A 15,434-nucleotide genomic window follows, 5' to 3' on the forward strand; every position below is an offset into this window, starting at 1 on the left:
GCAACGAAGGGAATGTCCCAGGAGCCGTAAGGCAGATAGAAAAAAGGCTAGCATCGAGTGCTAGCCAAACATAAAAGTTAGGAAGGGTGTTGCTTTTCCTCTAGGCTAACGTCATCGACGTTAGCCCGAGAAATATTATGCGGAAAGCATGAGTGAATCTGCTTTCGCTTCTAAGTTTGAGTTACCCATTAAGAAGTCATCAATGGCAATTGCACATTCACGACCTTCATTAATACAACGTACAACCAGAGATTGGCCAGTACGCATATCACCAGCAGCGAAAACGCCTTTCTGGTTAGTCGCAAAACCTTCAGAAGCGACGTTACCGCGCTCGTCCAGTTTAATGTCTAGTTGAGCAAGCACGCCTGTTGGCTCTGGGTGTAAGAAGCCCATTGCAAGGAATGCCATGTCACATGGAATAACACGTTCAGAGTTCGCTACTTCATCAAAACCTGGACGTTCGCCTGGTTTTGCGTCTTGCCAAACGATGTCAGCGATACGTAGACCCGTTACTTGACCTTGATCGTCGCTAATGAACTCTTTGGTTAAGATGTTCCAATGACGTTCACAACCTTCTTCGTGAGAAGTGGTGGTTTTCATGATCATTGGGTATTGAGGCCAAGGCATATTTGCAGGGCGTTTCTCTGGTGGGATCGGCATGATCTCAACCTGAGTAATGCTTGCTGCTTTATGACGGTTTGATGTGCCTACACAGTCAGAGCCTGTATCACCACCACCGATAACCACAATGTGTTTATCTTTAGCGTGAAGCTCTTCTGTCTTAAGATCTAAGTCGTTGGCACGGCGATTATTTTGACCAAGGAATTCCATGGCAAAATGAACGCCTTTAAGCTCACGACCTGGGATTGGTAAGTCGCGTGGAACCGTAGAACCACCCGTTAGCAATACCACATCAAACTCTTGGCGTAACTGTTGAGCATTAACATCAACACCGATGTGTTGGTTCACTTTAAACTCAACGCCAGCTTCAGCCATTAGGTTGATCTTACGATCAATCACGTCCATGCCCAGTTTGAAATCTGGGATACCGAAACGCAGTAGGCCACCCACTTTCTCGTCACGTTCAAATACCGTTACCGAGTGACCGGCACTGTTTAGCTGCTCAGCTGCGGCTAAGCCTGCAGGGCCTGAACCGATAACTGCGACAGTTTTACCTGTGCGAGAGCGTGGTGTTTTAGGCTTTGCGTACCCTTCACGGTACGCAGTTTCTACAATCGTTTTCTCGATATTACAGATAGTGATTGGGTCTTGGTTGATGCCAAGAACACAGGCACTTTCACAAGGAGCAGGACAAACACGACCTGTAAACTCAGGGAAGTTATTGGTAGAGCTTAGAATGTTCCAAGCCTCTTCCCAGCTGTCGCGATAAACAGCGTCATTGAATTCTGGGATGATGTTACCAATCGGACAGCCGTTGTGACAGAAAGGTACGCCACAGTCCATACAACGAGATGCTTGAGTATTGATCTTTTCACCAAACTCTTCGTTAAGTACGAACTCTTTGTTGTCTTCAATTCGAACTGACGGGTCGAGCTTCTTTGGAAGCTCACGACCGTGTTCTAAAAATCCAGTAGGCTTACCCATTATACTGCCTCCACTTCTTCCGTTTGTGCCTGTTGTGCTTCAGCTTTACGCTTTTGAAGAACCGCTTTGTAGTCGCGTGGCATTACTTTAACTAGCGATGCAACACTTGCTTCAAAGTTGTCTAGGAAAGACTGAGCAACTTCACTTCCTGTGAATTCAACATGCTTAGTTAGCATATCTAGTAGAAGATCTTTATCTTCTTGTTCAATTGGATCTAGGTCTACAAGTTCTGCGTTGAGCTTAGTCTCGAAGTCACCTGCTTTATCCCAAACATAAGCGACACCGCCACTCATACCTGCAGCAAAGTTACGACCCGTTGAACCAAGGATAATTGCCGCGCCGCCAGTCATGTATTCACAACCGTGGTCACCAACACCCTCAACAACAACCTTCGCACCAGAGTTACGAACACAGAAACGTTCGCCAGCCATACCGCGAATGAAAGATTCACCAGAGGTTGCACCGTAGAAACATACGTTACCCACCACGATGTTATCTTCAGCAACGATAGTAGATCTTGCATCTGGGTACAGTACCAACGTACCGCCAGACAGACCTTTACCCCAGTAATCGTTCGCGTCGCCTTCTACTTCGAACTTAACGCCTTTCGCAAGGAATGCACCGAAAGATTGACCTGCACTACCGTGGAACTTAACGTTCATTGGCTGTGGTAAACCTTGGTCTTTGTAAACCTTCGAGATTTCGTTCGACAGCATCGTACCTGCTGAACGGTCCGTGTTGATGATAGGGAACTGAGCGGTAACTGCTTCACCTTTCTCAAGCGCTGGGATTGCAGCTTGAATCAACTTACGGTCTAGAACGTCTTCAAGATTATGATTTTGTGTTGTCTGGTTGTAGATACCATCTTCTGCACGAGCCTGCTCAATGTGCAGTACCGGTGTTAGATCTAGGTTCTTGTACTTCCAGTGACCGATGTCATCACGAACTTTAAGTTTGTGCGATTGACCTACCATCTCATCAATAGAGCGGAAACCAAGTTCAGCCATTACTTCACGTAGACCTTCAGCCATGTATTGGAAGAACGTTACTACGTCTTCTACGCGGCCGTCGAAACGCTCACGAAGAGTTTTGTTTTGTGTTGCGATACCAACAGGACACGTATTCTTGTGACACTTACGCATCATGATACAGCCTTCAACAACTAGAGCAGCTGTTGCTACGCCCCATTCTTCAGCGCCAAGTAACGTTGCGACTGCAAGGTCACGTGGTGTTTTCATCTGACCATCAGACTGAACAACGATACGGTTACGTAGGCCGTTTTTCAGTAGTGTTTGGTGCGTTTCCGCTAGACCTAATTCCCAAGGCAGACCGGTGTGACGGATAGAAGACATCGGAGATGCACCCGTACCACCATCAAAACCTGCGATAAGTACCACGTCAGCTTTCGCTTTCGCTACACCCGATGCAATCGTACCTACGCCAGCTTCCGATACTAGTTTCACGTTTACACGACCGTTACGGTTCGCGTTTTTCAGATCGTAGATCAGCTGAGCCAAATCTTCGATTGAGTAGATATCGTGATGTGGCGGTGGAGAGATAAGACCTACGCCCGGAGTCGAGTGACGCGTTGCGCCGATCCAGTCATCAACCTTATCACCAGGTAGTTGACCACCTTCGCCAGGTTTCGCACCTTGAGCCATCTTGATTTGCAGCTCATCAGCGTTAGATAGGTAGTAAGACGTTACACCAAAGCGACCAGAAGCCACCTGTTTGATTGCTGAACGTTCCCAGTCGCCATTTTCTTTACGCTCGAAACGTGCTGGGTCTTCACCACCTTCACCTGAGTTCGACTTCGCGCCAATGCGGTTCATTGCAACAGCGAGTGTTGAGTGAGCCTCATGCGAGATTGAACCGAAGCTCATTGCGCCTGTTGCGAAACGCTTAAGGATTTTCTCAATAGGTTCTACTTCCGCTAGAGGAATAGAGCCTGCTGGGTTCTTGATGAAATCAAGTTGGCTACGTAGTGTTGCTGCGTTGTCGCCTTGAGCATCAACGGCGTTCGCGTACTTCTTGAATTGACCGTAATCTTTGTTACGCGTCGATTCTTGAAGTAGAGAAATGGTTTCTGGGTTGAATAAGTGCTTCTCACCACGTTGTTTCCACTGGTAAACACCGCCAACATCAAGAACTTGAGCTGGGATTTCACGAGCAGGGTAACCAACACGGTGACGAACCAGTACTTCTCGTGCGATATCGTCGATCGTTAGACCTTGGATACGAGAAACAGTACCAGTGAAGTATTTTTCAACCACTGATTTGCTAACACCAAGTGCTTCAAAGATTTGAGCGCCGTGGTAAGACTGCAGCGTAGAGATACCCATCTTAGAAAAGATCTTCAGTAGACCGCCGTTAACACCCTTACGGTAGTTATCGAATAACTCACGTGGATGAACGTTTGGATCTAGCTTCTTAGTACGTTGCAGTTCAACAATCGTTTCGATAACTAGGTATGGGTTAACTGCGTTTGCACCGTAACCAATTAAGGTTGCGAAGTGGTGTGTCTCACGAGCGTCGCCCGTTTCAACCACGATGTCACACTTAGCACGTAGCCCTTTACGGATTAGGTGGTGGTGAACCGCGCCAACCGCCAGCATTGCTGGGATAGCGGCATGGTTTGAGTTAACCGCACGGTCAGTCAGTAGAATGATAGAGTAACCATCAATAACCGCATCTTCCGCATATTGGCAGATACGCTTAAGTGCGCGCTCTAACTTACCTTGGTCTCCGTTCGCTTGGAATACGATATCCAGCGTCTTCGATTGAAGGTGCTCATTATCGATTGCACGCAGTTTCTCTAACTCTGAGTTAGAAAGAACTGGAGACTCAAGTTCCACTTTTTGACAGTGTTCAGGTGTTTCAGCAAGTAGGTTCTGATCTTTACCTAGGTAAGTGTTCAGAGACATAACCATACGCTCACGAATCGGGTCGATTGGCGGGTTAGTTACTTGTGCAAACAGCTGTTTGAAGTAGTTTGAAAGGTGCTGCGATTGATGAGAAAGAATCGCGAGCGGCCAGTCAGCACCCATTGCAGAAAGTGGCTCGTAGCCTGTTTTTGCAAGAGGGAGAATGATTTCGTTTACTTCTTCAGAGCTCACACCAAACGATTGTTGTTTGTGTAGCAGTTTCTCTGGAGAAGGTTGGTTAAACTCGTTGCTCGCATCTGGTAGCTTTTTCAGGCTCAGAAGGTTCTCTTCAACCCATTTCTCGTAGGGTTGAGATTTAGCGATACCGTCTTTCACTTCTTCATCAGAAATGATGCGGCCTTGCTCAAGGTCAGCAACGAAGATACGGCCAGGTTGCAAACGACCACGATATTCAACGTTTTCAGGTGCGATCTCAACAACACCAGACTCAGACGCCATCACTAGGAAGTCGTCTTTAGTTACTGTGTAGCGAGAAGGGCGCAGACCGTTACGGTCAAGAGTTGCACCAACTTGAACACCATCGGTGAAACATACTGACGCTGGGCCATCCCATGGTTCCATTACGTTCGCGTGGTACTGGTAGAACGCACGACGAGTTGGATCCATGTTTTTGTTTTCTTGCCATGCTTCCGGGATCATCATCATCAACGCATGTGGCAGAGTTCGACCTGAAAGAACAAGTAGCTCCAGCGCCATATCGAAGTTTGATGAGTCTGAGCTACCTTCTTGACAGATAGGAAGTAGCATGTCGATTTCAGCTTGTGTAAACAGATCCGATTCTAGGATTGCTTCACGTGCTTTCATCCAGTTTAGGTTGCCGCGAACCGTATTGATCTCACCATTGTGCGCGATGTAACGGAAAGGCTGAGCTAGACGCCAACGTGGGAATGTATTGGTAGAGAAGCGAGAGTGTACCAGTGCTAGAGCTGTCACCATAGTTGGGTTTTGCAGGTCTAGGAAGTACTGAGGAACTTGTTCAGTTGTTAGCTGACCTTTGTACACCAATGTCTTGTAAGACATAGAGTTGATGTAGAAGTCATCACCGATATTTGAAACGCTTTCTAGGCATACACGAACAGTGTAGTTACGTAGAACATACAGTTTACGCTCAAGCTCTTCTGGTGTGATACCAGGGCCGCCAGAAATAAATACGTGTTCAAATTGAGGTTCAGTGCTTAATGGGTCAGCACCAATCATTGAATTGTCAGTTGGAAGTTCACGGTAGCCGATAACTTCTAACTCAAGGCGTTGTGCATTGCGTTCTAGAATGTCACGACACTGTGCACGTTTGTATTCATCTTTAGGGAAAAGTACAACACCAACACCATATTTTTCAAAAGATGGCAGTTTAATTCCAAGCTTTACGGCTTCTTCGAGTAAGAATTCGTGCGGCTTCTGTAGCAGGATACCTGCACCATCACCAGAACACGGATCGCAGCCTTGGCCGCCACGGTGTTCCATACGTGCAAGCATATCGAGTGCTTGAGTTACTACATCATGAGATTTGCGATTCTTTAGATGCGCAACAAAACCGATACCACAAGCGTCATGCTCCAATTCAGGAGTATACAGACCCTGTGAGTTCTGCTCTTGATCTACCATAGATACATCCTTCCAGTTAAATCTAGGCGCAACTTATTTGTATTAAGTTAGCCTTGTCCTTTTATATTTATGGGTCTAAACCTGCCTATGCTGGCGGTTTGAATCCTTTCCGTATCTCGCAGGAAAAGTATTGCGAGAAAAACAATCCTTAGTGATATCCGTTTATTTTTAGCCACAAACTAGTGGTTTATATAGGTGGGATATGGGTATCACCGACTTATTGGCAAGTTTTAAGTGTAAGTAAATACTCAAAAATAGCCAATATGTGTAAGTATCCTACAATTTTGTCTAGGCGAATTGCAATGAAAGTTGGTCCATGTAGACCATTTTTTTCGTTTTATTTTGAATTTAATGTCTAACAAATGTGCAACATTAGGCAAATAGAGCCGATTTTTTGCATGTTTATTGATATTTGATAGGTTGCTCGCAAAAAGCCTTGCGTAAACTAATTGGTCGAATTTTGCAGGGATGTAATTTTTTTTCAGAAAAAGACTGAGATTCATTTTTATTTACTTGAGCACTTTGAAAATATGCAATTACACGAGTTGGTTAATACTATCGGCCAAGACCTTCAACGTCGTTATGGCGAAAAGGTTCACAAGCTGACACTTCATGGTGGTTTTAGCTGCCCAAACCGAGATGGCACAATCGGTCGCGGTGGTTGCACTTTTTGCAATGTGGCGTCTTTTTCCGACGAACAAACTCAGATTCAAAGTATTGCCGATCAATTAAAAGACCGTGCGGGTGAGATTGCCCGTGCTAAGAAGTATCTTGCTTACTTTCAGGCATACACTAGCACTTATGCTGAAGTGCAGGTGCTCAAGAATATGTACGAAGAAGCCCTTAAAGCTCCGGGTGCCAATATTGTTGGCCTTTGCGTTGGTACAAGACCCGATTGCGTGCCTGATTCTGTATTGGAACTGCTGTCGGGTTACGTGAAACAAGGCTACGAGATTTGGCTAGAACTCGGACTACAAACGGCCAATGATAAAACCCTCAAGCGAATTAACCGTGGCCACGATTTCGCGGTGTATGAAACGATCACTCGGCGTGCTCGTGCTTTGGGGATCAAGATATGTACCCACCTTATTGTTGGCCTGCCAAAAGAAACCAAAGCGGATAACCTTGAAACTTTAGATAAGGTATTAGCCGTTGGCACCGACGGTATTAAGCTGCACGGGCTCCATATAGTAGAGGGCAGTACCATGGCTAAGGCGTGGAAGGCCGGCAAACTCGAAGCACCAAGCCTTGAGGAGTACATTGATATCGCGACTGAGGTGATTCAACGTACTCCAGCAAACGTGGTTTATCACCGAGTATCTTCTGCGGCACGACGCCCGACGTTACTCTCTCCTTTGTGGTGTGAGAACCGTTGGTTAGCGATGACTGAGATTGGCCGTTCGCTTGATAAAACGGGCGCACAAGGCATCAAAACTGGCTCTGCATTCGAGTACACACTGCCCGTTTTAAACGCGGTCAATTGATAGAAAATGGTGACTGTCGGTAACAGCAGATAAAACCAACAAATAGTGGTAACATTTCCCTCACAGATTTTATGGTATAGATTGAGAGTAAATGGAACTGGTAATGACTTGGTTGTGGGACAGGGCGTATGGCTACGGTATTTATATCGTTGTTGTATTGCTGATTGCTCTCATCTGCTGGCATCTTTATTCACGTTATCAGTCGCATCTTGAAAAACTTCTACTCGCTACTCCATCGCCACTCTACTTTGTTGATGTTCGAAGTGGAGAGATCTTATATGCCAATCGCCAAGCTATGCAGCTGCTTGGTATTCGCCAAATTGGCGTTAACTTTCGATTTCCTACCGTTGAAAGCGAGAATAGCTTTCGTCATTACTTAACCAATCACATCAACTCTCGATCATTTGAGCAGGTCTCCCTGTGGGCGCTGTCTGAATTTGAGTCTTTTAAGATCAATTTGGTTGGTCGCAGGATCCGTTTTAGAAGCAAGAAAGCGTGGATGATTCACGCATCACCGTATAAAAATACAGATGAAGAGGTGTCCCAAGAAGTTCGTGAGCTTAATGTCGCGCGTACCGCTTTGGATTCTTTATCTGAGCTGATCTATGTAAAAGATCAAAAGGGTGAGTTGGTGACGAGTAATCGCTCGTTTAAAAAGTTTTGGCATGGTCGCTCAGAAGAGGGCACTTTGAGTGTTTCTGGCGGGGCTTTAAAAGGTCGAGTCAGTGAACGTTCGTGGACAACGGATCAAGACGGTAAGGGTTGTTTGCTTGAAACCTACCAAAGTGTCTTGCTCTCGCAAGATGGATCAACCATAGGCACGCTCTCAATTAGCCATGATGTGACTGATTGGCACGACATGCAGCAAAAGCTGCGCGGCGAAATGGAAAAGCGAAAAGATACTGAAGTCGCGCTTGCCCAACGTGACACCATCCTCCAAAACATCTTGGAAGCGAGCCCTGACTCGATTGGTATCTTCAACGAAAATATGGTTTACCAAGCGTGTAATAAGCCATTTGTGGCAGCGCTGGGTATCTCGGAAGTGAGTGATTTGGTCGGTAAGCGCCTGCAAGATGTGGTGCCTAATAGTATGTATATGCGTATTTCAGACACCGACCACCAAGTGCTTCATCAAGGTAAGTCATTACGCTATATCGATAAGGTCGTCTCTAGTGATGGCGAATACACTTGGTATGATGTGGTGAAATCACCGTTTAGGGATCTGGCATCAAGCACTAATGGTGTGTTGATCATGGCGCGTGATATTACAGAACGTTACCTTGCGGAGCAGAAACTTGAAGAAGCCAACCTTGAGCTTGAGCGTCTTAGCTTTATGGACAGCTTGACTCAGGTTTCCAACCGCCGTCGCTTTGATGAGCAGCTTTCGACGCTGTGGCATTATCATGTGCGTGAGAAATTACCACTGACGATTATGCTGTGTGACATCGATTTCTTTAAAGGTTACAACGATTTTTACGGACATCAACAAGGTGATGATGCTCTGATCCAAGTCTCTCAGGCATTTAAGCAGGTGCTGAACCGTTCATCGGATTGTGTGGCTCGTTACGGTGGTGAAGAGTTCGGCTTTATTCTACCGAATACTACGGCTGAAGGTGCTCAGCTGGTGGCACAGCGTATCCATGATGGGATCCTTAAATTGGAACTGGCGCATGAGAAATCGAATGTCTCTGAATTCATCACGGTGAGTATTGGTATTATCTCTTACATTCCGACACCTGATGATGAAATGGATTCGGCGGTTGCCTTGGCTGACAGTGCGTTGTATCAAGCTAAATCCGACGGTCGAAACCGTTCGATGGTGCATCCTTCCTCAATTCGATAAGCGTATTTATCTCTTGCTGCCCCTCTATTTATCCCACTTATCTGTTTTAAACAATATAACTGTAGCTCTCTTGCTGCGTGTGATGTAGCTAGCTTACCTCCTCTCTTTAAACAGGGTAGAATATTGCTAGTCTTATCGCATGGAGCGTTAAATGAAACCCATGAAAAATCTCGCTCAGTATTACGTGGATCTACTCGTAAAACTGGGGATTGTCCGCTTTTCTATCTTACTCGCCTTAGCGCTTGTAGCCCTCGCCGTTGTTGTGCAAGTGGGTATTACCCTCGCACTCAAAGGTAATGTTGATGATATCGACATTGTCCGTTCGGTTTTCTTCGGTTTAGTGATCACGCCTTGGGCGGTTTATTTCCTATCAGTGGTCGTTGATCAGCTGGAAGAGTCTCGTCAAAGGTTGGCGAAATTGGTCTCTAAGCTTGGTGACATGCGAGAGCGAGATCAAGAGCTCAACAATAAACTGCAACTCAATATCGAGAAGCTTAATCAAGAAATTGAAGAGCGTGAAAAAGCGGAAGAAGCGCGTGCAGAAGCAATGCACGATCTCGAAAATGAGGTGTTCCAGCGTGAGCGAACTCAGCTTGAACTTGCAGAGCGTACGGCACTGCTACGCTCATTTATTGATGCCTCTCCTGATCTTATTTACTATCGCAATGAAGATGGTGTGTTCTCTGGTTGTAACCGTGCAGTTGAAGAGCTTACCGGCAAGACAGAAAAAGATCTCGTTGGCTTAACGCCTTGGGATGTTTATAGCAAAGAGATCGCTCAACAAGTTGTTGAAACTGACAAGAAAGTATTTGCTGACAACCAAGCGCTGACTTATGACCAATGGTTGGAATACCCTGATGGTCGTAAGAGCTACTTCGAACTGCGTAAGGTGCCTTTCTACAGTAAAGAAGGTCGTCACTTGGGCTTGGTCGGTTTTGGCCGTGATATTACTGAGCGTAAAGAACACCAAGAGTCACTGGAGAAAGCCAGTCGTGATAAGACCACCTTTATCTCAACCATTAGCCACGAGTTAAGAACGCCGCTCAATGGCATCATCGGCTTGAGTCGTATGTTGTTGGATAGCCAACTGACGACCGAGCAGCGCAAGCAGATGCAAACCATCAAGGTGAGCGCGGTGACATTGGGTAATATCTTTAACGATATTATCGATATGGACAAATTTGATCGTCGTAAACTTGAGTTATTCCCAACTCCACTCAACTTTGAAGATTTCGTTGTCGAGATCGAGAGTATTTCTGCGTTAATGGCAGAGCAAAAAGGGTTAAGGTTTGATCTTGAAAGGTTATCGGATCTTCCTGCTGCGGTCGAAGTGGATGGTACTCGTCTTAGACAGGTGTTGTGGAACCTTGTCAGCAACGCCATGAAGTTCACCAAAGATGGTGGTGTGGTGATGACAGTCAGCGCTGAAGTTGATGGCGACTTTGCCAACATCACGATGGAAGTAGAAGACACCGGAATTGGTATTCCTGAAAGTGAAATTGAGAAGATCTTCGCAATGTACTACCAGGTGAAGTCGGGAACAGATAATCTACACGCTGTAGGTACCGGAATTGGTCTTGCCGTGTCTCAACAGCTGATCAATATGATGGATGGTCACATTGAAGTCACCAGTGAAGAGGGCTTTGGTAGTACCTTTACGGTTTCGATTCGAGTGCCTGTTAATCACGATACTCAGGCTCTGATCAAAACGCCAAGAAAGCAGTCCAACCTCAAGATCTTCATGGTCGAAGATATTGAGCTTAATATCACAGTAGCTCGCTCTCTACTTGAAAGCCTTGGTCATGAAGTGACAGTCGTAATGACGGGTAAAGAGGCGCAAATCGTTTTCAACCCGAAAGATTATGACTTGGTATTACTGGATATCCAGTTACCAGATATGACGGGCTTCGATATTGCTCAGTACTATCGAGAGAAATACAGCAAGCTGCCGCCTTTGGTGGCATTAACCGCAAACGTATTAAACAACAAGCAAGAGTACTTCCAGAAAGGCATGGACGAAGCGATCAGTAAACCACTGTCGGTTCGTGCAATCCAGGATGTCATCAGCGATCTTATCGAGGATGCGCCAGAGGCTATTGAGAAAGCCAAGGGTATTGAGAAAGTAACAGGTGTTATTAAGAAAGTAACCGGTGCTGAAAAAGTAGTAGCGAGTAAGCCTGCTCTTTCAACGATTGATACCACTTTGCTTGATATTGATATGCTAGAGTCTTATGTTGACATTGTCGGGTCGAAACCGGTTTTGGACAGCATCGTGATGTTTGAAGATATGATGCCGGAATATATGGAAATATTGAATTCTAACATGGTGGCGAAAGATCAAGACAGCATCGTTTCTGAAGCACATAAGATTAAAGGTGCGGCAGGTTCAATTGGTCTGAAGCGTATACAGCAAGTTGCTCAGAAAGCTCAATCTCCAGATATGCCTGCGTGGTGGGAGAACATTTCAGATTGGGTTGATGAAATAAATAACGAATACCAGAATGACATTGAAGTATTAAAGAGTTGGTTAAATCAAAGGTAGAAGAATAATGAAAAAATTAGCATTCGCCGCATGTGTCGTGGCATTAGCGGGTTGTTCTGCACCACAAGTAGAGTGGCAGCAGGATAACCAAGTAGAAATATCTGCAGCGACAGTCACAATGAAAAGCAACCTGTGGCACAACAAGATGCCTACGATTGGAGAGGCTCAAGATAAGACTCTGCATGGTTCTATCTACCTAGAGTCTGACTCACAACTACCAGCAACGCTTGCGGTTGAAAGTGTGACGGTTAAACAGGGTGCGGATACCTTGTTGGTAACAGCTGACGATCTTGATTTAAGAACACACAGTGAAACTCAGTGGGAAGTCGCTTTTGTATGGCAGCTAGAGATCGACAGTGACAAACCTGTTGATGTTGCGATTGAACTCAAAGACGGCGAAACCGTGAAGTGGCTCGTCGAGAAAGACGTTAAGGTTGATACGGTTTACTAAAACCTTAGCGATCAATGAACAATAAAAAAGGGAGAATGCATTGGCATTCTCCCTTTTTAATCACTATTGATTACGCTTCGACTGTTAGAAGTACTATTGGTTTACAAGTACTATTGGTTTAGAAGTACTATCAGTTTATAAGTACTAACGGTTTAGAAGTGCTATCGGTTTAGAACAGCTAACCGACGACAAGAACTAAACGGCCCGAAGCGCGAATCGAATTAGTCTTCTAGGTCACCACAAAAGCGGTAGCCTTCACCGTGAATCGTTGCGATGATTTCTGGCGTACCAGATACAGACTCAAAGTGTTTACGAATACGACGGATTGTTACGTCTACAGTACGATCGTGTGGCTTAAGCTCACGGCCAGTCATCTTCTTAAGAAGGTCTGCACGTGTTTGGATCTTACCTGGGTTCTCACAGAAGTGAAGTAGAGCACGGAACTCTGAACGAGGTAGCTTGTAGCCTTCGCCATCTGGGCTAACCAGAGAACGACTGTTGATGTCTAGTACCCAACCATTGAACTCGTACTTCTCAACGCTACGCTTTTCTTCTTGAACAGAGCTTGTGCTCATTGAACGGTTAAGAAGGTTGCGTGCACGGATAGTCAGTTCACGAGGGTTGAAAGGCTTAGTGATGTAGTCATCAGCGCCGATCTCTAGGCCAAGGATCTTATCAACTTCATTATCACGACCCGTTAAGAACATAAGCGCTACATTTGCTTGCTCACGTAGTTCACGCGCAAGTAGTAGGCCATTCTTACCAGGAAGGTTGATGTCCATAATTACAAGGTTAACTTGGTTGTCAGATAGCACTTGGTGCATCTCTTCACCGTCGCTAGCCTCAAAAACAGCATATCCCTCTGCTTCAAAAATACTCTTTAGAGTGTTACGAGTTACTTGCTCATCTTCAACGATAAGAATCTGCGGGGTTTGCATTTGGCGGTACCTAAATTTGTGACGAAACTGTGCTAATAGAATAAATTCTAGGCAAAAACATAACATACAGGTAATGTATTTTTGATGATAACTTAAAGTTTTCAAAAAAACACTTACTTCCAGCTATCTGCCTTCCTTGAAGTATTGCCCAATAACGTAGATCCAGTACGCCTTTTAATCATTCTTTTAGTGATTGCAGAGGATTCTATAATGTTAACAGCATGCTAACAACGCGAGAATGTTAATTCCATTCACTTTGTTGATTTACATCAATTGCCGTATCGCAACAAACTTTAATAGTATGGCTACAACTTAACCAATGTTATGGTGATTATTTAGCAGCAAAACCAGAATGATTATTCGAGATAGTTCTTACATCTCGCCTGCTAAAGACCAGATTATGAACCAAGGAAGCTGAAAGCTGTCCTTAGAGTCTAGTAGATAAATATGCTCAATCAACTTTTATTCAGTAATAAATTGAGCATAGAATGATGAAAACAAAGGATTAATTTTAATAACATATAAAAGCATAGAGGCTCGCCTGACTTAATAGGTAACGCCTTACTCACGGAGGATATATGCACGATATAACACCCGACTTGTGTGATGAATTTGAGAGCAAAGTCACCCAACTGAACATGCCATTGCAGAACTTCGGTCAACGTGGTGCGTTCTGGGGGAAAATTGTAACAGTTCGTTGTTATCACGATAATTCCAAGGTTCGCGAGGTTTTAGAGACTGACGGCAGTGGCAAAGTGCTCGTCGTAGACGGTAATGGCTCGTGTCAGAAAGCACTGCTTGGTGATCAATTGGCGATTCTAGCTATAGAAAACGGTTGGGAAGGCGTGATTGTGAATGGTGCGGTTCGTGATGTAGCGATGATGGCGCAGATGGATCTTGGTATTCAAGCGCTTGGGGCATCACCATTTAAAACCGAGAAGCACGGTGTTGGGCAAGTTAATGTCACGCTCACGGTACACAATCAACTGATTCAACCTGGTGACTATATATATGCTGATTGGAATGGTGTGCTAATTTCAACGGAATTGTTGATTGAATCTTAACGGGCTTATCAATCACGAAATGAGATAGATTAGAAACGAAATCCTAATCCCACTTCAACACCTTGCTGCCACTCTTCATAATCAAGGGTGGCATGCAAATCTAGATTGTCGGTCAGTTGTACTCGGCTTGAAACCTCAGCGGCGACCGACTTTTCACTGTCCTCGGTTTCATCTTTATAAGTGTGTAGAGAACTGTTGAAAGAGACTCTCTCTGAGAATTGATAGCTGACACCACTCAAGAATCCACTCTCATATTTTAGTGAATCACTATTAATACGTGTACCGACATAAAGATCTACATCAGCAAACAGACTATAAGAATAGCCACTATCGACTTTCCAAGTGTCAAAGCTTTCACTCGATGCATTTTGTGTTGAGATAAAAAACTTATGGGCAGAACGATCGATTTGACTGGGTAGCAAAGGCAAATTGTTTAACAGAGGTAGGCTGTTCGCTGAACAAACAACAGGCATAGCAAAGGCTAAAAGAATAAGTAATCTCTTCACTTCCCACTCCTGATGTCATTATTATTGTTCTTCGAACGTTATCGTTCAATTAAAGCACAAGATCTGTACGTTCGCTGCACAATCGATATAGCATTTTGTTATGGCTATATATGCAATGGGTTAACTTTGTTGTTCTGATATCAAACCCAATCTTTGAATTGTAGGCTTATAGCCGCTGTTTTATCCTTGAAATGGCGGTTTGCTCTGAAAAATGGTGTGAATGTAAAAAAAAATCAACTTTTCATTGACGTGTAGTGCTAAAAATTGATACACGTAGAGTAAAGCACAAGCAGAGAATTTGATATGCAGCACGTAAGCCACCTAGTAATGACCACCACCATTATTATTACCGACATTCACATTGTTGGGGCAGGCTGCTAAGTAACGGATTTTAAAAAAAAGGCCTGTATCCAACAAGATACAGGCCTTTTTTTGTACCATTTTTATGACTTAT

The 15,434-nt window shown here is 44.7% G+C and carries 9 protein-coding genes, 1 pseudogene and 1 other annotated feature; of the genes and pseudogenes, 5 read left to right on the top strand and 5 right to left on the bottom strand.

Annotated features, from left to right (window positions below):
* Window positions 1-135 precede the first annotated feature (135 nt).
* Window positions 136-1,605, bottom strand: a complete 1,470-nt coding sequence (locus DUN60_RS00940) for a glutamate synthase subunit beta (protein WP_004734985.1) — start codon at window positions 1,603-1,605, stop codon at window positions 136-138.
* A complete protein-coding gene (gene gltB, locus DUN60_RS00945; RefSeq protein ID WP_004734986.1) occupies window positions 1,605-6,152 on the bottom strand; it encodes a glutamate synthase large subunit in 4,548 nt (1,515 codons plus the stop codon). The genes DUN60_RS00940 and gltB overlap by 1 nt, the downstream gene beginning before the upstream one ends.
* A 530-nt stretch (window positions 6,153-6,682) precedes the next feature.
* Between gltB and mnmL the strand changes: the two genes are divergently transcribed.
* From mnmL to DUN60_RS00965, 4 genes are all read left to right on the top strand, one after another.
* Window positions 6,683-7,636 (top strand): tRNA modification radical SAM protein MnmL/YtqA, encoded by a 954-nt coding sequence (mnmL, locus tag DUN60_RS00950; protein WP_017087516.1) that lies wholly within the window; start codon window positions 6,683-6,685, stop codon window positions 7,634-7,636.
* Between the two features lie 91 nt (window positions 7,637-7,727).
* Window positions 7,728-9,479: a sensor domain-containing diguanylate cyclase gene (locus tag DUN60_RS00955; protein WP_017077703.1), complete on the top strand. Its 1,752-nt coding sequence runs from the start codon at window positions 7,728-7,730 to the stop codon at window positions 9,477-9,479.
* 151 nt (window positions 9,480-9,630) lie between these two features.
* On the top strand, window positions 9,631-12,021 hold the full coding sequence (arcB, locus tag DUN60_RS00960; protein ID WP_114632983.1) for an aerobic respiration two-component sensor histidine kinase ArcB: 2,391 nt from the start codon (window positions 9,631-9,633) through the stop codon (window positions 12,019-12,021).
* Between the two features lie 7 nt (window positions 12,022-12,028).
* The gene (locus tag DUN60_RS00965) at window positions 12,029-12,472 is read left to right on the top strand and encodes a hypothetical protein (RefSeq protein WP_004734990.1); all 444 of its coding nucleotides are present in this window, start codon (window positions 12,029-12,031) and stop codon (window positions 12,470-12,472) included.
* A gap of 221 nt (window positions 12,473-12,693) precedes the next feature.
* On the opposite strand, the gene arcA is transcribed toward DUN60_RS00965, so the two are convergent.
* Window positions 12,694-13,410 carry a two-component system response regulator ArcA gene (gene arcA, locus DUN60_RS00970; protein ID WP_004741534.1) on the bottom strand — a complete coding sequence of 239 codons (717 nt, stop codon included), beginning with the start codon at window positions 13,408-13,410 and terminating at the stop codon, window positions 12,694-12,696.
* Window positions 13,411-13,782: 372 nt separating this feature from the next.
* Window positions 13,783-13,941: pseudogene (locus tag DUN60_RS24725) on the bottom strand (ribonuclease activity regulator protein RraA).
* 47 nt (window positions 13,942-13,988) lie between these two features.
* On the opposite strand from DUN60_RS24725, the gene DUN60_RS00980 reads away from it, so the two are divergent.
* The gene (locus DUN60_RS00980; RefSeq protein ID WP_004734993.1) at window positions 13,989-14,474 is read left to right on the top strand and encodes a putative 4-hydroxy-4-methyl-2-oxoglutarate aldolase; all 486 of its coding nucleotides are present in this window, start codon (window positions 13,989-13,991) and stop codon (window positions 14,472-14,474) included.
* Window positions 14,475-14,503: 29 nt separating this feature from the next.
* Here the strand turns inward: DUN60_RS00980 and DUN60_RS00985 are convergent, their stop codons facing one another.
* The gene (locus tag DUN60_RS00985) at window positions 14,504-14,980 is read right to left on the bottom strand and encodes a DUF7840 domain-containing protein (RefSeq protein WP_017077706.1); all 477 of its coding nucleotides are present in this window, start codon (window positions 14,978-14,980) and stop codon (window positions 14,504-14,506) included.
* A gap of 316 nt (window positions 14,981-15,296) precedes the next feature.
* Window positions 15,297-15,415: a sequence feature (Thr leader region), on the top strand.
* The last annotated feature ends 19 nt before the right edge of the window (window positions 15,416-15,434 follow it).

It is taken from the genome of Vibrio splendidus (assembly GCF_003345295.1).
GTDB lineage: Bacteria > Pseudomonadota > Gammaproteobacteria > Enterobacterales > Vibrionaceae > Vibrio > Vibrio splendidus_K.

Bases quoted from the DNA above. Each gene is read 5' to 3' on its own strand.
- DUN60_RS00940 (WP_004734985.1), bottom strand. From the start codon at position 1,605: ATGGGTAAGCCTACTGGATTTTTAGAACACGGTCGTGAGCTTCCAAAG.
- gltB (WP_004734986.1), bottom strand. From the start codon at position 6,152: ATGGTAGATCAAGAGCAGAACTCACAGGGTCTGTATACTCCTGAATTG.
- mnmL (WP_017087516.1), top strand. From the start codon at position 6,683: ATGCAATTACACGAGTTGGTTAATACTATCGGCCAAGACCTTCAACGT.
- DUN60_RS00955 (WP_017077703.1), top strand. From the start codon at position 7,728: ATGGAACTGGTAATGACTTGGTTGTGGGACAGGGCGTATGGCTACGGT.
- arcB (WP_114632983.1), top strand. From the start codon at position 9,631: ATGAAACCCATGAAAAATCTCGCTCAGTATTACGTGGATCTACTCGTA.
- DUN60_RS00965 (WP_004734990.1), top strand. From the start codon at position 12,029: ATGAAAAAATTAGCATTCGCCGCATGTGTCGTGGCATTAGCGGGTTGT.
- arcA (WP_004741534.1), bottom strand. From the start codon at position 13,410: ATGCAAACCCCGCAGATTCTTATCGTTGAAGATGAGCAAGTAACTCGT.
- DUN60_RS00980 (WP_004734993.1), top strand. From the start codon at position 13,989: ATGCACGATATAACACCCGACTTGTGTGATGAATTTGAGAGCAAAGTC.